Origin of the sequence: Mycobacterium sp. E3198 (assembly GCF_001667015.1) — a bacterium.
GTDB lineage: Bacteria > Actinomycetota > Actinomycetes > Mycobacteriales > Mycobacteriaceae > Mycobacterium.
The window spans coordinates 1-20804 of the sequence record NZ_LZIS01000226.1; the positions used below are offsets into that span (position 1 = coordinate 1).

General features: G+C 67.4%; 17 protein-coding genes. All 17 read right to left on the minus strand.

Annotated features, from left to right (window positions below):
- Positions 1–962: type VII secretion integral membrane protein EccD (gene eccD / locus A5673_RS23465; protein ID WP_082958911.1), on the minus strand; the 962-nt coding region annotated here is incomplete at its 3' end.
- Positions 959–1987, minus strand: coding sequence for a MinD/ParA family protein (locus tag A5673_RS23470; RefSeq protein ID WP_156748543.1), 1029 nt, complete (start codon positions 1985–1987; stop codon positions 959–961). The genes eccD and A5673_RS23470, both read right to left, overlap by 4 nt.
- Positions 1988–2109: 122 nt before the next feature.
- A complete protein-coding gene (locus tag A5673_RS23475; protein WP_068238219.1) occupies positions 2110–2940 on the minus strand; it encodes an ESX secretion-associated protein EspG in 831 nt (276 codons plus the stop codon).
- A gap of 118 nt (positions 2941–3058) precedes the next feature.
- Entirely contained in the window at positions 3059–3346 is a 288-nt protein-coding gene (locus tag A5673_RS23480) for a WXG100 family type VII secretion target (protein ID WP_068238221.1), read from the minus strand.
- A 33-nt stretch (positions 3347–3379) separates the two neighbouring features.
- The gene (locus A5673_RS23485; protein WP_067879691.1) at positions 3380–3703 is read right to left on the minus strand and encodes a WXG100 family type VII secretion target; all 324 of its coding nucleotides are present in this window, start codon (positions 3701–3703) and stop codon (positions 3380–3382) included.
- 128 nt (positions 3704–3831) lie between these two features.
- On the minus strand, positions 3832–5028 hold the full coding sequence (locus tag A5673_RS23490) for a PPE domain-containing protein (RefSeq protein WP_068238223.1): 1197 nt from the start codon (positions 5026–5028) through the stop codon (positions 3832–3834).
- Positions 5029–5037: 9 nt separating this feature from the next.
- A complete protein-coding gene (locus A5673_RS23495) occupies positions 5038–5337 on the minus strand; it encodes a PE domain-containing protein (protein ID WP_066969270.1) in 300 nt (99 codons plus the stop codon).
- 298 nt (positions 5338–5635) lie between these two features.
- Positions 5636–9850: a type VII secretion protein EccCa gene (eccCa, locus tag A5673_RS23500; protein ID WP_068238226.1), complete on the minus strand. Its 4215-nt coding sequence runs from the start codon at positions 9848–9850 to the stop codon at positions 5636–5638.
- A gap of 2 nt (positions 9851–9852) precedes the next feature.
- Positions 9853–11337, minus strand: coding sequence for a type VII secretion protein EccB (gene eccB / locus A5673_RS23505; protein WP_068238230.1), 1485 nt, complete (start codon positions 11335–11337; stop codon positions 9853–9855).
- Between the two features lie 3 nt (positions 11338–11340).
- The gene (locus tag A5673_RS23510; RefSeq protein ID WP_082958912.1) at positions 11341–12171 is read right to left on the minus strand and encodes a transglycosylase; all 831 of its coding nucleotides are present in this window, start codon (positions 12169–12171) and stop codon (positions 11341–11343) included.
- 7 nt (positions 12172–12178) lie between these two features.
- Positions 12179–12490, minus strand: coding sequence for a DUF2710 family protein (locus A5673_RS23515; protein WP_369806519.1), 312 nt, complete (start codon positions 12488–12490; stop codon positions 12179–12181).
- Between the two features lie 315 nt (positions 12491–12805).
- Positions 12806–13723, minus strand: coding sequence for a hypothetical protein (locus A5673_RS23520; protein WP_369806520.1), 918 nt, complete (start codon positions 13721–13723; stop codon positions 12806–12808).
- A 67-nt stretch (positions 13724–13790) separates the two neighbouring features.
- Positions 13791–15854 carry a DUF5632 domain-containing protein gene (locus A5673_RS29300; protein WP_156748545.1) on the minus strand — a complete coding sequence of 688 codons (2064 nt, stop codon included), beginning with the start codon at positions 15852–15854 and terminating at the stop codon, positions 13791–13793.
- Positions 15855–16547: 693 nt separating this feature from the next.
- Positions 16548–18422 carry an alpha/beta hydrolase gene (locus tag A5673_RS23530; RefSeq protein ID WP_068238234.1) on the minus strand — a complete coding sequence of 625 codons (1875 nt, stop codon included), beginning with the start codon at positions 18420–18422 and terminating at the stop codon, positions 16548–16550.
- Positions 18389–18718: a DUF2563 family protein gene (locus A5673_RS23535; protein ID WP_068238236.1), complete on the minus strand. Its 330-nt coding sequence runs from the start codon at positions 18716–18718 to the stop codon at positions 18389–18391. Before A5673_RS23535 ends, A5673_RS23530 begins: the two co-directional genes overlap by 34 nt.
- 73 nt (positions 18719–18791) lie before the next feature.
- The gene (locus tag A5673_RS23540) at positions 18792–19301 is read right to left on the minus strand and encodes a pullulanase (protein ID WP_068238238.1); all 510 of its coding nucleotides are present in this window, start codon (positions 19299–19301) and stop codon (positions 18792–18794) included.
- A gap of 24 nt (positions 19302–19325) precedes the next feature.
- Positions 19326–20762 (minus strand): CCA tRNA nucleotidyltransferase, encoded by a 1437-nt coding sequence (locus A5673_RS23545; RefSeq protein WP_068238240.1) that lies wholly within the window; start codon positions 20760–20762, stop codon positions 19326–19328.
- Positions 20763–20804: the final 42 nt, after the last annotated feature.

Genomic DNA, 20804 nt, shown 5'->3' on the forward strand with positions numbered 1-20804 from the left:
CGCCGCGCGAACAGGTCGCGCCCCGTGATCGATCCGAAGTGCGGCGGCCGCACCCGCGCCACCCACAGCGCGATCGTCGGCGCCATTCGCACGAGGACGAGCACGCCGAACAGCACGCAGATCGACAGCACCTGCACAGACACCGGCCGGAACATCCGGGCGGCCGCCACCGCGGCCGCGATGCCACACACGGTCACCACGGCGGTCGCCGCCGCGGTCTGCCAGCGTTTCCGGGTCGCGGCGCTGATCGCGATGGCACCCAGGATCACCACCACGAGCCCGATCAACGCGTGGGGGGCGCCGAGCTTGCCTGGCGGTGCGCAACCCCCCGCCACGGCGATCAAAAGCACCGTCAGCCAAGCGAATCCACTGAACATGTCGCGGCGCTGCGGCCACCCCGCGAACACGACGGCGGCGCCGATCGCCAGCAGCACGCCGGCCCCGCCCGCGACGGCGGAGGGAATCAGGCTGTCGCTGAAGGCGCGTTCGCGCAGGGCCAGCCCAACCACCACACCGACCGCCATGGCCGCGATCACGATCGCGGTGTGCGCGGCGGTCAACGCGGTCACCGGGGCGAACATCCGATCGCCGCCGTCGCGACCGAGCCACTTGCCCATGGCCGCCAGCGCCGTCGATAGCGATTCATATTGCGGCTCAAATGATTCGCCGTCGACTCGGGGCACCAGGACCAGCGTGTCGCCGTCCTGGACACCGAGCTCGTCGAGGCTCTTGTTGATGTCCAGGCGCACCCCGTTGACCTTGTGCAGCTCGTAGCTGCCCGGCGGCAGCGCCACACCGTCGAAGCCCTTGCGTTTCAGGTCGTCGCTGAGCAGCTCGACCATGCCCTCGAAGAAGCCTTCCACCGGCGTTCCCGCGGGGAACACCTGGGAGCACAGGTGCTTGTCGTAGGAGATGTTGACCGCGCACCGGGCCGGGAAGGCGACCTTGTGGGGCGATGTCACTGCTGGGCCCTCTCGGCGCCGGCCTCCGGCACGTATTTGTCGGCCAGCCCGGCGGTGATCTCAAACAGCCGCAGCCGCGACTTCTTCTTCAACTCGTGGACCGTGTCGATGATCCCGCCTTTGGCGAGGTGCGGATCGAACGGCATCACCTCCACGGTCGCGCCCACCTTGGTGAACCGCTCGGTCAGGTAGGCCAAGGCGTCCTTGTCGACGGCGCTGTCCGCGTGGTTGATGATCACGGTGCTGTGCGACACCAGTTCGTGGTAGCCCTGGGCGCTGAGGAAGTCGATGGCGCGCAGCACCGGCCGGGAACGGTCCGCGGTGATTCCTGAGACGAAAACCAGGGTGTCGGTGTTGTCCAGGACGGTTTTCATGACCGGGTGTTCGAGGTCCGGAGCGGTGTCTACCACCATCACGTTATGGGTCCGCCGCAGCCGTGCCAGCACCCCGGCGAACATCGCCGGCACCAGCGGCCTGGGTTGGTCGGATGTCCGGTTGCCGGCCAGCACATCGAGCCCGACCACGTTTTGCCCCAGGTGCTCCCGGATGTCCGCGTAGCCCTGCACGTCCGTGTCGTTGATGATCGCGGTGTAGTCGCCGGGGGGCGACTCGTCGATCCGGTCCGCCAGGGTGCCGAAGCCCGGGACGGCGTCGATCGCGATCACGTTGGTCGGCCGGCATTCGCGGAACACGCCACCGATGCACGCGGCCATCGTGGACACCCCGACCCCGCCCTTGCCGGAGACCAACGTGATCACAAATTGTCGACGAATGTGCCGCCGGATGCGCTCTTTTAATTCGCGATAATGGCGTTCCCCCGGCGATTCCCCGAGGTTTATTTTGTGGAACGAAAGGTTATAAATGAATTTCCGCCAACCCGAGCCCGGGGGAATTTTTCGGGGTGCGGCTAAATCGGTAATACGCATGGTGTCCGATACCGAATCCCGGTGGCGCACCGCTGGCGGATCCCCCCGCCCAAGCCTCTCTTCGTCATACATATTGGGGTCATTCCAAGGTGTCGTCACGACCGTCGATGCTAACACGATTCGGGATAGGCCGTTTCCGCAATCACTAAACCTCGAAGTGCATTAGAACCGGGTTCGGCTTTACCATTCCCATGGCGTAACGGTCACTTTTGCCGCATGGGTCAGACGACGCGCCGGTAGGAGTACCAGTCCTCGCCGGCGGGCAGGCTTTGGATGAGCCGCTGCACGGCCGCGGCGATGTCGCTGCGCGATCCCGGTGAGAGGACTTGGTAGCGGCGACCGCCCGAAGTCATGCCTTCCACGCACACCCGGCCCGCTGCGGTGTCGACGATGGCGACCGCAGACTCCCCGATCGCAAGGCGGGCCGTTCTGTCGGGTCCGACACCCGCTTGCACCGCCACGATGGCCGCGGACGCCGACCGCGCGGGGTCGGCGGCCATGGTGACGATGTGCAGCTGGTCGACATCCAGACGCTGCTTGAGCAGAAACGATTTCAGGCTGCCGGCGTCGTGCACCGACTCCTGCAGCTCCTTGGTGTCCACGGTGACCGGCCGGAGCGGCGCGGCCTCGGCGACCCCGCACAGCCGCTCGACTTGACCTACCACCAGCTCCGTGGCGGTGGCCGACTCGCTGGCGGTGCCGGCCGGGTAGAGACGCACCAAGTCGCCGTGGCGTTCCAAAACCACCCACCAGGTGGCGAACCGGCAGATGGCCGCCCGCGTCGGATCTCGGCCCGGCACATTGATGTTCAACAGCAAGCCGAGGTCACGCCGCAAGAGCACCGTCAGCCATTCCCGGATCATCGGATCGGCGTTGCCGGCCTCGTCGAGGGCGCCGCAGGCTTTCAGTTCGGCGGCCACCGGGTGGCGCAGCGCGAGCTCGGGGGTTTCCAGCCGGGGCAGCAATGGCCGCAGCCCCAGCTCGGGGCACAGCTGCTCCACTCCCGTCACCGCCTGCAGCACCCACAGGCCGTCGATTGTTGTTGTCAGCACGCCACTTTCACCTCAGACAAGTCGCCGGACACACCGAAGGTGGGGCACATGCATGGCGTCGGCGCCCCACCTTGGTCCTCTCCCCGTAGGCACGACAGTGCCACTGGGGCAGGCGATTTCAGAAAAGGTGGCTGATGTTGTTGTCGGTCTGGATCGCCGCGTCGAGCACGTGGCCGGTCGTCTGACCGTGCTGGCGCACCGTGTCGATGAGGCCCTGCAGGCCCGACAGCATCTGGTATTGGGCGTCGAAGAAGCCCGTCGCGCCGTGCCCGGCGAAGAACTCCTGAAGGGAGTTGGTCTTGTTGGCCACGTCCGCGTGGATGGCGTCGAGCTGACCGGCCCGGGAACCGACGTCGGCCGCGAAATCGGCCACGGGGCCCGGGTTGTAAGCGATGGGACCTGTCATGGTTTTTCCTTTCTAAAGCGAAATGGGTCGCGATTACGCGAGGTTTTGGGCGCTGCCGCCGAACAGCGCGCGGAACGCGTGCTGCGAGTCGGCCTCGTGGGCTTCCATGAGCGCCGCGGCCTGCTTGAGGCCCTCGGCCAGCCGGGTACCGCCCGTCAGGACCTTATTGAGGTCGTTCGAAACTTCGGAGGCCGTCATATGCGAGGCGACGACCGCGTCACCCGACCACGTCGACGGGTTCATGACGTTTTCTTGGTTGGCCAGGTATCCCTGGGCGATCGCAATCGCATGTTCCATGTGCGCTTGAATCGCATCACTCGTGCTTCGCAGCACGTTTGCGTCGACAACAATTGACACGGTTGATATCTCCTTATCCGGTTAGGCGTTTCCCTGTTTTGTTTTGTCCCCGTTGGTTTCTCGGGGGGATGCGTCGAAGTGTATGGCGGCTGTTGCGATGTGTCGATTCACCCGCTGAGCAGGCCGTTTCAGACTCTTTCGTCGACCACGCGCACCGTGGCCGGTTGTTCGGATTTCTTGTGGGACCCGCCGTGGCCGCCGGCCGCATGGCCCACCGGCATGCCGCCGACGCCGGTGCCGCCCGCCGTCGTTGTCGTCGTCGGGGACCGCGCCGAGTCGACGCCCAGCGCGCCGCTGGGGCGCAGCCCCACCGGGCGGCCACCACTGCCCGGTTCGAACGCGCTGACGGGGCGAGTGAACGTGGTCGCGGGCATCCCGGCACCGCCGAGCGAGGCTCCGCCACCCCCGGCACCGGCCGCGGCGCTGGGCGCCGCGGAGACCGCACTGACCGCCGAGGCCGGTGCGCCGGCGCCCGCACCCAGTGCGCCGGGGTTGGCGAACATGCCCATCATCGACTGCAGCGGCTGCATCGCGCTCATCGGCGCCTGCATCAGCTGCGAGGGCGCTTGCAACGCCTGCGGGACCGCGCCCATCAGCGACTGCACCGGCTGCATGAACGTACCGAGCTGGCCGCCGATGTCCTGGCCGCCCGCCGCGGCCTGGCCGGCGCTTTGGGTTCCCGACTGGACCCCCTGGTAGGCCGCGCGCATCCCGTCTCCGGCCGCCGCGTCACCCGCCGCCTGGCCGATCGTCGCTGCCGCCTCGGCCGGGGCGGCCGGCGAGGCGCCCATCGCCGCCAGCGGGGGCGGAATGGCCAGGCTCTCGGCCAGCCCGGCGAGGATGGCGCCGTAACTCGCGCCGACCGCGGAGTTGTTCGGCCACATCACCCCGAAGTACTCGGTGTCGAGGGAGATGATCCGCGGGGTCAGCGTCCACAGCACGCTGGGATTGGCGATGTTGTCGGCCGCCTCCTCGTCCCGGTTGGCGTTGCACTCGGGCGCCGGGCGCATGGCGGCGTTGGCCATCTGGTACGCCGAGACCGCGGCCGCGACCACCGCCGGCTTGACGTCCACCCAGCCGGCGAGCCCGTGCAGCGACGCGTTGAGCGCGGTGGCGCTTGCGGCGGAACCCGCCGACCCCAGCCCCAGCCAGCTGGCGGAGGTCACGACGGTGTTGATCATCGACGCGCTGGCCGAAGCATGGTGACTGGCGCCCAAGGCGGTCCAGGCCGCTTGGTTGGCCAACATCGTGGCCACCCCGGTTCCGAGCTTGAGCAGAAGGTCGTTTGCTTCGGGTGGACGCGCCGCCCACCCCGGGTCCGGCATAAGCGCCGCTTACAGCCCGAGCGTCAAGGCGCGCGCGGCCTCGGTCGCGGTGTAGACGCACGCCGAGATGCTCTGCGTTCCGGCGAACAGTCCGCGCTGCACGGCGTGCTCCTGGACCACGCCCAGGTAGGCACCACCGCACGCATTCAGTGCCGTGGCGAACAGCGCCGAGTCGGGGTCATTGCCCATCGGCAGCGTGCCCAGCAATGCGGGCGCGGCCGCCGCGGCCGCCCCCTCGACTTCTGCGCTGACCGCCGATTCGGCCCCCGCCGAGCTCAAAACGGCTTCGGGCGGTACGACAAAAGACATAATTCCCTCCGAACGTCTCGCAGCCGGTCTCTGCGAATGTCGGTCAGTCTAGTGCCTAAACGCAGATCGCGTATTCACAATTCTTATCTGCTCAACTGCCCGCTATCAAATTCGTGAAGGATCGACGTTCCGGCGCAATTATACTTGCGTAGAATTAACGCCACTTCTACCACAAGTACCGCTGTCGCCACTCCTGCAACTGCTGTCACTGTCGGATGCATATGGCCTGCGACAACTGCTGGCAGGCTGCCACTTTCGGGTCATTCAGCCTGAAATTGGCATTTTCAGAATTGATTCGCTATTCGCCGCCAGCCATGGACGGGAGTCCGACCAAAATGCCCTCGACGTCGGATTCGTCGCTTACCAACAATCCACGTCCGGGCGGCAACGCCTGCGCGCGAAGAAGCCGGTTGATCTTATTTTGTGGATCGTTGTCCATATAAAGCTGCGCGACCTTCGCCGACGTTTGATAGCGCCACCATGGATCCATTTGCAGCGTCGCCCAGTTGGTGCTGTTGCGCGTTGTGAACACGTGCAGACCCACCTGCCGTGCGCGTTCCATCAGCATCCACAGCGCCGCGCCCACCGGCGCCGTCGCCGGGTAGCTCTGCGCCTGCGCCGGACGTAGGTCTTGAACGTCGTCGATCAGCACGAAATGCCGGGTTCCTTCCCACGGCTTGAGCGCACGAAGCTCCTCCTGGCTCAACCCCTTGGGTGGCAGCCGCGGCAGCAGGATCTCCTGGGCCAGTTCGGTGATGACGCGGTCGATCTCGTCTTGGTCGTAGGCGTACGCACGCACATAGCCGGGGGCGTGCAGGTCGCGCAACCCGTGCGGGGCGGCTTTGGGGTCGATCAGCGTGAGCTGGGCCTCCTCCGGGCTGAACCGGCTCATCACCGCTTGACCGATGGCGACCAGCGACGTGCTCTTGCCGCAGCCTTGCCGGCCCAGGATCATCAGGCCCGGGCTCTCCGCCAGCCGGAGGGGAACCGGGCCGAGCTGGTGACGCTCGCCGATCGCGAACGCGATCGACAGATCGTCCGCGGCGGCGTGGGCCGCGAGGATCGCGCTGAGCTCAACGCGCTCCGGTAGACGCTGCAGGACGGCGTGTTTCGTAACTCCGGCGACTTCGGCGACGCGGGCGCCGACCCTGGGGGTGTCCACCAGCGCGCGGGTCGCCGGATCGACCATCGCGGGAACGCCGACCAACAACTCGTGCAGCGAGTCGGTCAGACCGAAACCGGGACGGTCCAAGGTTCGGCGGGCCGCCTCGCGCGACTCGATCGCCGACTGGCCCATCTGGCTCTCCCCCGGCTCGGCCAGCCGCAGCTGGATTCGCGCGGTGGCGTTCTGCAACAGCTTCTGCCGCTGCCCGTGAATCCAGCCCCCCGCGCTGCACATCACGTGCACCCCGTATTCGGGGCCGCGGCTGCTGAGCGAGATGATCCGGTCCCCCAGCACCATGTCTTTGGTGTACAGATCGTCGTAGTCGTCGACCACGACGAAGACGTCGCCGAACGGGTCGTTCGGGTCGGTGCCGCCCAGCCCGTCGCTGCCGGGGCCGAACCGCCGCTCGCGGAACCCGTCGAGGTCGATGTTGGCGCGGCGGAACGCGTCCTCGCGCGCGTCGATCAACGCGTCCATGCTGCTCAAGATCCGCTCGATGCCTTCGGTGTCCTTGGGCGACACAATGTCGGCGATGTGCGGCAGCGACCCGATCTGGGCCATGGTCGCTCCGCCGACGCAGAAGAACGTCACCCGCGACGGGGTGTACATCATCGACGCCGAGCACATCAGCGTCATCAGCGTGGTCGTCTTGCCACGCTGCTTGGCCCCCACCACGATGATGTTGCTGCGCAACCCGTCGATGGAATGTACGACCTGCTTGGATTCCTCGGGGATGTCCATGATGCCGACCGGGAATACCAGACCCGGGTTGCGGCCGTAGTCGACGTGCCACGGCTTACCCCGCCAACCGGCGACCACGGCGTCGACGGGCTCGGGGTTCTCCAGGGGCTCCAGCCACGGCCGGCGCGGTGCCCGGTGCGGCACCGTGTGCAGCGACTCGCGCAGCACGTCGACGATCTTCTTTTTCTTGAAACCGTCCTCGTGCAAAAGGAATTCATCGGGCTCCTCATCGGCCGCCGACGCGGCCTCCAACGCGGCCGCGTCCGCCTGGTCCAACGGCTGATATTGCCAGTTGTAGAGCCGGGGTTGGGTCAGGGTCATGTCGACGGTCCTGACCACCTCCGCCTTCTTGGGCACGATGAACGGCGCGGACAGGTAGAAGCAGCGGAACGGCTCCAGGTCGCGCGGACCAACCTTCAGCAGCGCGAAACCGTTTTCCTTCGACGGCAGGTGGTACGCGGCGTCGGTGCCGATCACCTCTCGGCTGTCGTCACCCGACTCGGCGCGCAGCGCGATCCGAAACGCGATGTTGGACTTGACCTTTTGCAGCGACGACAGGTCTAGCCGTTGCCCGCCGAGCATGAAGAACACGTTGGCACCGCGGCCCTCCTGACCGATGTGGATGATGAGGTTGATCCACTTGTCGTGATTGGCGAACAGCTCGAGGTATTCGTCCACGATCACCAGGAGCACCGGCACCGGCGGGAGGTCGCGGCCGGCAAGTCGGATCTCCTCGTAGTCGTTGGCGTCGCGGGCGCCGACCGACGTGAAAAGCTCGTAGCGCTGCTTGATTTCGCCGTCGATGACCCTGCGCATCCGCTCGGCCAGGTGTCGTTCGTCCTTGCCGAGGTTCGATAGCGCAGCCACCACGTGGGGGATCCCCAGGATGTCCTGAGCCGCCGACTCGAACTTCATGTCGACGAAGATGACATTGAACGTCTCCGGCGAATGCGTCAGGGCGATGCCGTAGACCAGCGACAGGAAGAACTCCGACTTGCCCGAGCCGCTGGTGCCGATGACCACCGAGTGAAAGCCGAAGCCGCCGAAGTCCTTCGCGCGGATGATCACGTTCTGTAGCTCGCCGTTGGGCTTGGCGCCCACCGGGATCTCGCACCACCGCTCGTCACCACGGCCGCGGCGCTCCGCCCACAGTCGATCGACATCCAGGTCGCGAGGATCGCTGATTCCCAACGCGCGCAACAGCTCCGCCGCGCCGCTGGCGGAGTCGGCGATTTCGCTGCTGCTGGTCGGGGACCACCGCGCCATCGCACGCGCATACCGGTAGGCGCGTGGGATCGAAAGTTGATCGGCGTGGGCGAAGAACTTGCCGCCGGCGCGCAGCAGCGGCGCGGGCCGGCCGTCGTCGTCGTCGAGCACTTCCCCGTTCAGCGCCACCTTCGCCGAACCGTCGGTTGAGCCGTCGGCCGCAACCACGTGCCGCTCGCTCATTTCGTAGAGCTGGTCTCGGTCGAATCCGACGCCGATGCCGGCTCGGGACGCGATGCGCAGCACCGTGATTCCGGCCTTACCGACCTGGCCGACGACGCTCTCCCACGCTTCGGGGCTGCCGGTGTTGTCGTCGACGATCACCCAATGTGGCCCGAGATCGGCCGCGCCGGCCGGTTGGCCGGTCTCCAGGGCCGAGCCGATCGTTGTCGGGCTGGCCGCCGCCAGGGGTGTCCACTGGCCACGCCGGCCCTTCATGTGTAACTCGGCTCCCAGCGCGCCCTCCAGCTCCTCGGGTGTGGCGAAGATCAGCCGCCGCCACCCGCACGCGTCGAACAGTTCGTCGTGCAGGTTGTGCGGCAGCCACACCATCCACGACCACAGCTCGGGGTTGCGGGTCACCACCATCAACTTGACGTCCCGCGGGTTGTGGAACACCGCCAGCGAGCACAGCACCGAACGCATCAGCGACCGCACCCGGTTGAGGTCCTCACCGACGAAGCTGAACCCCGGGGCAGAGCGCAGGTTCACCACTTTGGCGATATCGCGAATCTTGCGCTGCTCCAAGATGAAATCGCGCAACGCCTGGCCGGTGACGGGCTCCAGCTCCTCATCCGAGGCGATGTCCGGCCAAGTCACCGACAACACCGAGTCGGGGGCGTGCTGAACACCCGTGCCCAGCCGGACCTCCAGGAAGTCGACGTCGGCCCGCCCGCGCTCCCACATCCGCGGGCCGCCGATGATGGCGCCCAGCCCGCGCGGATCGGAATGCACCGCCTGCTGCCAGTTGCGCTGCGCGCACACCGCATTCTGGATCTCGTCGCGGTTGCTGTCGAGGTCACGCAGGTACCGGCGCCGCCCCTTTTCCAACTCCCCCCAGGTGATCTTGCGCGCCCGCCCGAGCCGGCCGGAGAAGGCCAGCATGCTGAACGCGCCGATCCCCATCAACGGGAAGAACCCCGTCGACAGACTGCGCACCCCCGAGACATACAGCATGACGATGGTGCCGATCAGCGCGACGATCAGCGCCGGCACCCCGATCATCACCCAGATGTTGCGCGGCTCTCGTTCGGGGAGAGCTATCGGCGCATTCGGCGCTACCCGAACGGGTTTCGGCGGGTTGATCTTGACGCGATTGATCGGAAACGCCCTCTTCGACACTTTTAGCCTCCCGCCCTTGCCGATGTCGTCAGCACCGTCGCCTGTCCGAGCGCGGGCACCGTGTCGCGCGCCACCAGCGCGGCCTGTTGCGACAACGCCGGTCCCGCCGCAAAAGTCCGCAGCAGCGGCCAGGGCGCCTGCACCGCCATCGCCGGGTCCAGGCCCAGCGCTCGGAGCGTCGAATCGTCGGAAGCGACGCCGAACCGCACGCCGTTGTCGGCCACCCAGAACAGCGATTCCCGCGAGTCGCTGGTCACCACCCCGCTCGTCGACGCCACGAAGTTCGCCGCACCCGGCAACACCAGCACCTGATTGGCCACCACCGACGCGGGGTCGCGGTCGTCACGGACCAGGCGCACGATTCGGTTGTCCATCGCCGCGGGAACCGGCAACCCGCGCCCGTTGTAGATGGCGACGCGCGCCTGCGGATCGGTCGACGCCTTCTCCCACCCCACGCACGTGGTCGGATTAGCCGCCGAGTCAATGAAATTCAGCCGCCCGGGCGGGTAGTAGTCCACCGCCAAGGAATTCACCTCGGGAATGTTGACCAGGACGTCCGGGGTCACGGTCCGTGGCGTCGCCGAACCGTAGGAGTTCGCGCTGCGCAGCAGATCGGCGACGAAGCCGCCAACCTTTTGCACGCCGTCGGCGAGCAGCACATAGAACTGGCTGCCCCCGCCGGCCGTCTGATTCTGCAGCACCGCGCCCACCTGGGAGCCCGGCAGTAGTTTCGACGGGGTTCCGGCATCGGGCACCGGGGGCACGCGAAGCGGCTCGGTGGCAGGCAGCCCGTCGAAGAGCGCACGCGAAATCTCCACGGGCACGGTTACTCCCGGGTCGAGGCCCAGGCTGAGTGTCACCGCCCGGTCGGTGGGATCGACCTGCGAACGCTTGCCACCCCAGATCACATAGGTCGCGCCCTCGAAAGACACCAGGAGCCCGGCGTCCTTGGCCATCGGCATCGCGCGGCCACCCATGAGCTGGCCCGCAATGGAGGTCACCACCGGCTTGTCGGCCGTGCGCGGCCTGCCCGCCGTGTCGCACACGGCCCATGCCGACGCGGCACCGCGGTTGACCGGCATCGCCGCGGGTGCACCCGGAATCCCGACCAGCGGTCCGGTCGGATACTTGGCGATTTCAGGCGGCTTCACCCACGTCGGCTGCCCGGCGGTGCCCGTCGCCAGCCGTGCGGAAGTCAGATTCAGCGCCGGATACAAGCGGCCGTCGATGCGCGCATAGATCGCCCCGGACTCGCGATCCCCGATGATCGCCGAATCCCCTACCACCCCACTGGGTTTGAGCACGTTCAACAGCACCATCCAGCCGGAGGCGATCGCCACCAGCACCACCGACAGCGCCAAGGCCGCGGTCTGCTTGCGGTCGTCGTGCTTCATTCGCACCGAGAAGCGGGTCGTCGCCGCCCGGAGCCGCCGGTTGTAAAACAGATGGCCCGAATTCTGGTCGCGGTTGGACAGACTCAGTGGCATTGGTCAGTAACCCCTCGGTCCGCGGCGGGGATCGGCCTGTGCGATCCGATCCGCCAGATCCGACGCGTCGGCGGCGACGCCGTAGCGGCCGCGCGCATAGTTGATGAACGCGCATGCCTGCGCTACCAAGTCATGGATGCTGGCCGATGTGCCTGGCTCGTGATACGCCGCGAACGTCGGAGCGATGAACTGCCAGGCCCCTTTGCTCGGTGTGGCCCTGGCGGCGTTGGAATCCCATTTGTTTTCGGCGTATGCGTCGTAGTTCGATTCGCGCCGGGCGACCAGGTCCATGCCGCGCTCCCACCGGGCTCGCGCGGCGGGGTCATGAATGCCTTTGAGATCCAGGGCTTTACGGATCGCGGCGCGTACGGCTACCGCGCTTGTGCGGGGGTACCGCAGCCGCCGCAGCCGCAGCGCCCTCTGCCGCGCCCGGGCACGTGACCGGACGATGTGGCCGTGCTGGGCGCGCAGCCGTGCAGCCATTCGGGCCATCGCCTCGCGCCGACCCATCGCCGTATCGGCCGCCGGCATGGCGTCGGCCATCGCCGCGTCCAGGTTCAGCCCCGTCGCGGCGTGCGCGGCCGCACGTTCGGCGCGTGCTCTCGCCAAGATTGCGTCGAGCCGCCCGTCGGCCTCGGCCAGCCGGCGCAGCGTTGCCGCCGACCGTCTCGACCGCACCGCTGCCCGCGTCGGCCACCCGCCGGCGTGGACGGCCCGTCGTATCCCATGGGCGCGCGTCTGCACGTGCGGAGGGACGTCACCGACGCCGCGGCCGGCGTCGGAGCCGGCGAAAAGGCTGTGACCGCGCGACAATGCCGCCACCGCCTGCGTCATCGCGGGATCACTCAACGATTCCCCCACCGTAATTCCGATCAAAATCGGCCTGCGCTTCTTCGCGCAATGCCTCGAACACCATATTGAGCCGATCCATCAACTCCCGACACGTGTAGGACGTCATCACGTGCGGGGCCAAGGACAGCCCGGTAAGCCGCCCGTCAGAATTGCATACCGCATAGACGTCGCCCACGTCGGCGGTAAAAGTCACGGACTCCTGGGCGGCCAGAACCGCCTCCCACTTCTCGAAATTCGCCTTTAGGTCGGCCAGCACCTGATCGACTAATGCCTTATCCCCCGCCGCATCCGTATCGGACACCTCAGCAACAACTCCCATAACTTCCGGCCCATATACCGGCTACCGGTCGGCCGGGTCTAGGGTCCGCTGTCCCGCAAGGGTTTTCGGCGGCAGCTGCGTAGCCCATGGCCGCCTCGGGGAACCAAGACCGGCGGCGTTTCGATAATGGCCACACGGCAATGACATTACTGCGTCCGGCACCGCCCGACCACTCGGTTTTGAAAGGACGTTTAGTGGCCATCATCGCTGGCGGATTGGGCGCATTAGTTCCTGAATGCAATTTGGCAAGCGGCGCTTTGAAATCGGCATTCTCAGCGGCTCCGGTCGGGCGGCCGGCTAATCCTGCTGCGGCTCTTCGTCCGTCGGCACAATCACGATCCGCCGGTTGGGCCTGGTTACGACCGGCGGTTTGCCCTCCGACTTGGCGACCGGAACGCTGGGCGGTGCGGTCAGGCGGCCTTTGACCGGTTGGCCGTTGGGGATACCCGGGACGGTCACGCGCTTTTCGGCGGGTTTGTCCTTGCTACCGCCCTCACCGCCGGCGCCCATGGCACCGGGCATCATCGGCATGCCGGTCATGCCCATTGGTCCCGACTGCGTCGGCGTCCCGCCGGTCTGCGTCACCGTCACCGGCTTGGCCGTCGCCGCCGCGGGTGTCGTGGGAGGCGAGGACGAAGGCACGGGCGGCGGCCCCATAAAGCCCGTCGGCGTCGTGCCACCACCGGCGCCGATGCCGCCGCCACCGGAACCGCCGACGCCCTGGGTGGCGCCGTCTAGTACGGCCTCGTCACCCGACATGCCGGTCAGGGCGGCCTCCGCTGCTCCGCCGCCCTTCGCCGCTCCCATCAGCGGCTGAATGGCACTCTCCGCGGCCTGCATTGCCTGCTGCGGCATCTGGGTGAGCGGCTGCATGATCCCGCCCAAGGCGCCGGTGATCGCACCCGCGATGCCCGATGCCATCTGCGGAATCATTTGAGCCAGCTGCTGGAATTGCTGACTCGATTCGGCCTCGTTGGCCGGGAACTTCTGCGCCGCGTCGAGGGCATGCGCCCGCCTGTCCGCCTCACCGGCAAGGCTGGCCGCCTGATCACCGGGCACGCCGAGATTGCCCAGCTGAGCGAGTCCCGCGGCCGCCAAATCAGCCTCTGTTCCACCGCCGCCGGGCGTCGGGTTCGGCCCTATCGTCGGTGGAAAGTGAGGCGCCGTGGGCAGGGTCGGACCATCGATGAATATCGGGCGTCCCCCCGTACTCATGAGTGCACCTCAACCTTCGAGCCATCTCGTCTGTCGAATGGTAGAGCGCCGGCGGCGCGATTTGTAGTCACCGCGATTTTGCCGAAATCGCTTCGTACCAGGCCACGTGGTAGTGCGCGAGAGATTCATGGCCTGCAATAAGGGCGTCGATAGCCGCGAGCAGCATCCAGTCGGCCGCCGCCGACAACTCGTGTGGATCCTCCAGCGCTTTCTGGTAGGCGAGGTGCTGCTCGCGCTGGAGCACATCGATTTCGTTCTCGGTCACTCCAGTTCCCCGGGTCGCGGCCTGTGCCAGAGTCTGGGCGATCCGCGGTAACCCGTCGCGTCGCCGCACCGCCTCGACGAGCGCGGGGCCCAGTTCATCCACTTCTGGGCCCGTGCGAGCTACCCGGTCGCCGGTAAGGAGTGGGTCGTCGGGCCCTGGCTTCGCGACGAACCCGTGGGCTTTGTGCACCGCTGCAGCCGTGACCACGCCCAGCAAATCGACGACGCTGGCGTCTGCTCGGCGACGGGCCGGTTCCAGCAGCCGATTCACCCCGACGGGGATCTTCACGTTCGGCGGGATCCAGCCGCAGCCGATGCTGCTGACCAGAAGCGTGGTGCCGTCGTCCCGCAGGCCGGCGGCCCACGACAAGCCGGGGGCCTGCCGGGCTACCGCGTCGACCAGGCGCTGCAGCCGCTGTTGTTCAGCCGTACGACTTGAGACATCACCCGCCACGGCGCCCGTTGTTGCCGCCAATGCCGCTGCGCCCGCGGGAGAACCGGCGCTTGCGCCAGCCTGGCCGGCCGCTGCACCCCGTTGGACGGCCGACATCATCGGGCTGCCCGCCGAGGGAGACGTTGACGGCGACGGTGCGACCGGTGCACCAGACACCGGGGCGGTCGGCGGCGACACCGTCGGTGGGGTAACGACGGGGGGACGCAGGTCGGAACCGTAGGCAGGCAGGGGACCCGCCGGGGCGGCCGCCACGCCGGTTACCGGTGCCATCGGCGCTGACACGGGCATGGGCGCGGCGACCGGCATGGCCCCGCCCGTCGGCGCGAGCGGTACAGCGGAGCCGGCGGACACCTGCGCCCCGGCGTGGTCGACGGCAGCGGATTCCATGCCAGATGCACCAATGGTTGGAGCGGCCACCGGCGGCGCGACCGGAGCCTGGGGTGGCGCCGACGACGACGAAGCGGCGTTGGCGATCCCCTCCGACAAATTGTGGGCACCCGCTGCTGCCGGCTGACCAGTCACCATCCCTTGTGCGAATGAGTTCCCCAGCTGGTTCGGTGAAAGGCCCGCAAGACCGGCCGCTGGGGACAGCCCGCCGCCGGCGGGTAATTGCGAACCTATGCCAGGGGCACCGGTGATATGTCCACTGCCGACGGTGGGCGGGGCCGCCACCGGTCCGCTAGCGCCGGTGCCGTCGCCGGGCTGTCCAATGCCGCCAGTTCCTACTCCCGTACCGTGCTGCGAGCCGAGGTTGGGCTGCATGCCAACTCCGCCCTCATGAACCCCGTGGGAAACGTGACCGGTGTGGTGGTTGATCGCTTCGACACCCCCGCCACCCACCGCGGGCGCCATTCCGCCGCCCGCCGGACTAAGGCCCTGACCCGCAAGAAACTCCGACGGAGACATCGTCAGTCCCTCGGCAGTCAGGATCTTTTGCATAGCATCCGAAATCGACGCGACTGCTGCGGCAGACTTGTGAGCAGCAAAACCATTAGCTTCAGCGATGAGTTTCTCGATTTCTGCAGCTTTTATTGGCGCCGGCTCCTTTGAGTTTTCGATGCTTGCGATTCGCTGATTGTAATCGTCCGCAATCCCTCGAAGTCCCTCGCGCAAGCTATCGATTGCATCCGCGCCCTTGTCAAAGGCGTCTGCTTTCGCTATATATTTTTCTGCCAGGTTCAGGTGATACTTCTCACCCTGCTGAAAGCGGGAGACGAGATCGTCAACCGTATGCCCTAGGTTATGGGCTGCCAGTTGCATCCACTGCCCGTGCAGATCCTGCGCGTATTGCTCTTGCTGCTGAAGCTGTCCTCGCCAATAGGCCGCCGCAGTTCTTAGGATTGCCGAAGGTTGAGGCCACCAGGCGCCAACGAGGGGCAGCGAATACTTGCCCGCGGGCACGTCCCCCGCCACGAGCGTCCCTCCTTAACCCGGCTCTCGCGTGGTGCAAATTATGATGTCCGAAATATACCTATTCGTTTGTCATAGATTTAATTAATCTGACGGGTGGTTAGTCGTGTGCCTACGGGCACAGGATTGCCATTGCGGTATCTGCGTGGTTTGCTTCATCTAATGCATTCTGCATAAGCGGAGACGTCTTATCAGAAACGCTAGCGACAGCTACATAGGTATGGTAAGCAGAAGCAAGTCTCCGCGCAGCGTCCCGCTCTCCCTGATCTAGGGCCGGATTATCTGCTGCCGTGTCAAGCATGCCTGCGGCATTAGCCAGCGCGACTCGCGCGATCGCAACATCTGTGCCATTCGTATCTGCGCTTACTGATCGCGCTGCGACCTGATAGACGGCGCAGAGGTTCTTTTTAGCGCTCGCGACTTGGTCGGGGGTGAAGGTCGGGGACGGTGAGGCGGAGGTCGAACTCTTGCCAGCAGCATTCGAAGTTGGCCGACTCAGGGCGACGATGCCAACAACCAGCGCGGCCGTCGCAATCAGACCTATCGCGATCAACGCGACAGCGGTAAGCCGACCCGCTGACGGCCTCTGGGTTTGCACCGATTGTGTCCACTGCGCCGCGGGAGGCGGCTGGGGATTCATCACCTGATCAAGGCTAATCGCCAGCACAACGATGTCACTTCAGATCGGGCCGGCGCCTAGCCATGACCACCTTCATGGCGATGCCCAGTCGTCGCGGGCCGCACTACTTCCGGGTCGGCCCATCCGCCCACCCCGTACTCGCCGCGGTGACGCGCGGTCATGCCGTCGTGCTGCAGCGCGTCGCCGTGACCGGAAACCACGTCGGCCATGCTGAACAGCGATTCAGATCCCTCGTCGAAGTAATGCGTGTGGTCATAGAACGGATTCGCGGAGTTGCCCGGCACCTCGGCTTTGAAGCGGGTGGAACCGTAGCCGTCCTCAGCCGGATCGTCGCCCAGCCCGCCGAAGCTCAGGCCGATCAGCCCGGGTCCCGTCACGCGACCGGGCAACCAGGTGACCGCGTCGCCCGAGGCCGCACCCACATACAGGTGGCCTCCGGGAGCCAGATGGAAGTCGGCCGCCGAATGCGCAAGATCCGTGCCCGGGGAGCCGACCAGCACCACGTCGTCGGCGTGCATCCCGTAGGTCGCCGCATCCGCAGCCACCGTGGATCCATAGGAGTGGCCGACGACGGTCAGATGTGTCGGCGGACCCGAGTGGGTGACGGCCAAAGCGTTCATGTCGGCGGTGAAGGCCCGGGCCCCGGTGCGAGCCATGTCCGGTTCCCGAAGACCGGCGTCGTACCAGTTGTCGGGGGCGTCGTAGCCGACCCACGTCACCACCGCAGTCGGCTTGCTGCCGTCAGCGCGGACGGACTCCTCATACAGCCGCACGCCCTCGGGCTTGGCGAGCGTTCCCTCGCGGACACCCGTGCCGGCCCCCTTCACCAGCACGGCCGTATTGGCCGCCGTGTCGGGATTGCCCACGGCGATGGCCGCAGTGCCTTCGCCGCCGAACGCCTCGGGCAGATACTTCACCAGAAACAGCCCCGGATGGGTCCCCCGGCCCAAGGCGGCCTCCGACGCGTTCACGCCTTCTCGAGTCCGCCACGCATTGGTGTAGCGGGCGATCGCGAGCGGAGTCAGCCCGACGCGGCCGGGATCGCCGACCACCGCATCCACGGACACGCCGTTCCGGGCGGCGGCGTCTTCCACCCGACGAAGGTCATCGCACATCACCGCTCGGTTGACAGCGCTTCGCGCCGCCACCGGAACTCCGTTGAGGTTTCCCAGTTCTGCCGGATGGTCGGCGACCAACCGAGTTCGCTGGTCGGGGTTGAGCGTGCGCCACCATCGGTCGACCTCCTCGGCGCTCGATCGCGGCGGCGGGATCCGCACGGGCGAATCGGGGTTCCCCGCGCCCGCAGCATCCACCGAATAGAGAGACGTCGGCTCGTAGCCGTCGGTACGCAACGTGGTCAGGGACCTGTCCAAGGTCCGCGAATAGCCGCTGCGTTCGGACCGCAGTCGGCCCACCGCCGCCGCGGTGTCGTCGACGGCCTCCTGCTCCAAAGCACAGATCAGTGCATCGAGCGCGGATCGATCCTCCGCCGGGAGGCTGGTGTCATTCTCGAGAACCAGCGCCTGTCCAACCAGGTCGTCGACCTGCCGCAGCCGCGCCTCCAACGCCCAAACGGCCAGCGCGGCCGCGCGCTGCGCCTCGGCCAGCGCGGCGGCGACCCCTTCCAGGTCCGCACCGATCTTCGGCAGCTGCAGGGACTGGGCGCCCAGAGATTGCATCGTGCGCTGCACTTCGGCGAGGTCGTTGATCGGGTGCTCGCCGTCCGCCCGATGCCAGGACGCCTCGAAGCGGCGGCGTGCTTCCTCGAAGGCCGCGACGGATTCCGCGGTGCACCGCCCGGCGTCCTGAAATGCCTGCGCTAGAGCGGCGATCGGCGCCGGCCGCCCGTTCTGCAGGGTCGCGTTGAGCGCCCAGGGGTCGCCGCCGGCTTCCGCGATCAGGTCCCGACGGCTGATGTGTCGGAGGTCCATCGCACCGCGCGCTCTTGTGCAGCGTTGCGGTCGTCCATGTTGGTAAAACCGTTGGCGGCGTAGTGCGCGTTGTGGCCGACGCCGGTCAGCGTTTCCTGGTGAGCCTGAAGGTTTTTGACGTGCTGCCCGTGCGCGGCAGTCACCGCCTCATGGAACGCCTCGGCGGCGGCAAAGCCGCCAAACATGTCCGCCGCGAGGGGCGCCCGCGCCAGCCGGTCGGCGCCCTCTTGGGCGTGCCAACCGGCGCGGTGAGACTGGTCGGCCCCTGAGTGCAGCAAGTCCGTGTCGACGAACATCGCTACCCCCCTTCTTGACTCGTCGTAAAGCTATTGACGCCGCGGTCGCCGGTCAATTCAGTCCCTGGCGCGGTCACAAGTTGTTGGCCCCGTCGGCCAAACCGTCGCCGTCGGCGTCGGTGAGCCTGACGTTCCAGTGGCCGTCGCCGTCGGTGTCGACGTACCCCGTCACACCGCCGTCGGCGGCGCACAGCACCCGGTCGGCCACTCCATCGCCATCGGAGTCGAGCAGCCGGTCGTCGGCCCGCCCCTGCCCGTCGAAGTCAACGAGCGGGCCGCCGGTGTGCTCGACACCGTCGAGCCCGAACCACCGCAGCTGCCCACCGCGGTCGACCGCCACTCCCCACGTCCCCGATCCCTCGTCGGTAAACCACGCCTCCGGCGTGCCGTCGTTGTCGACATCGAGGGCGGCGTGGTCGGCCATGCCGTCGCCATCAAAATCGGCCAGCGCGTCGTCCTGCATCCCATCACCGTCGAGATCCAGGCCGATGGCGTCGAGCCGGCCGTCCCCGTCCAGGTCGAGGTTGGGCTGGCCGTGCCAGATGGCCGCGGCGCCATCATCATTGGCGATGCAGTAGTCCATGCCTACTCGGACGCGCGACCGATGCTAGGCGTTCCCGCGCGATTGCCACCACGACAGCAGCTCGGCGGTGGCCTCCTCAGTCGTCAGCGGCCCGCGCTCCAGCCGCAGCTCCTTCAGATACCGCCACGCCTCCCCGACCTGCGGGCCGGCCGGGATCCCGAGCAGCTCCATGATCGCGTTGCCGTCCAGATCGGGGCGCACCCGCGCCAGGTCCTCCTGCGCGGCCAGTTCGGCGATGCGCTCCTCCAGCCGGTCGTAGTTGGCCTGCAGCCGCGCGGCCCGGCGCTTGTTGCGCGTCGTGCAGTCGGCGCGTACCAGCTTGTGCAACCGGGGCAGCAGCGGCCCCGCGTCGGTGACGTAGCGGCGCACCGCCGAATCGGTCCATTTGCCGTCGCCGTAGCCGTGGAACCGCAGATGCAGGAACACCAGCTGCGAGACGTCGTCGACCATCTGCTTGGAGTACTTCAGCGCCCGCAGCCGCTTGCGGACCATCTTGGCGCCGACCACCTCGTGGTGGTGAAAGCTCACCCCGCCGTTGGCCTCGTGCCGCCGGGTCGCGGGCTTGCCGATGTCGTGCAGCAGGGCGGCCCAGCGCAGCACCAGATCGGGCCCGTCGTCCTCCAGCGCGATCGCCTGGCGCAGCACCGTCAGCGAATGCTGGTAGACGTCCTTGTGCTGGTGGTGTTCGTCGATGGCCATCCGCATGCCGCCGACCTCGGGCAGCACCACCTCCCCCATCCCGGTCTCGACCAGCAGGTCGATGCCGGCCACCGGGTCGTCGCCCAGCAGCATCTTGTCCAGTTCGGCGGCCACCCGCTCGGCGCTGATCCGCTCCAGCTGCGGGGCCATCTCCTCGATCGCCTGATACACCCGCGGGGCGACGGCGAAGCGGAGCTGGGACACGAACCGCGCGGCGCGCAGCATGCGCAGCGGGTCGTCGCCGAAGGACACCTGCGGCGCCGCCGGGGTGTCGAGCACCCGTGCCGCCAGCGCCGCCAAACCGCCCAGCGGATCGAGGAATTCGCCCGGGCCCGCTGGCGTGACGCGCACGGCCATCGCGTTGACCGTGAAATCGCGGCGCGCCAGATCGTCCTCGAGGCGCTCGCCGAACCGCACCTCGGGTTTGCGCGACACCTGGTCGTAGGCGTCGGCCCGGAAGGTGGTGATCTCCAGCCGATAGTCGCCCTTGCCGACGCCGACGGTGCCGAACCGGATCCCGGTCTCCCACACCGCGTCGGCCCACCGGCGCAGCAACTCCTGCACCTGCTCGGGACGGGCGTCGGTGGCGAAGTCCAGGTCGGGGCTGAGCCTGCCCAGCAGCGCGTCGCGCACCGAACCGCCGACGAGGTACAGCTCGTGGCCGGCGGCGTCGAACAGGGAGCCGACCTCGCGCAGCACGGGGGCGTGCTTGTTCAGGGCGACCGCGGCGGCGGTCAGCAGCTCGGCATCGGCGTCAGGCACGTTCGATCAGCGTAGTCGGGTGACGCGCCCGCCACCGACGCC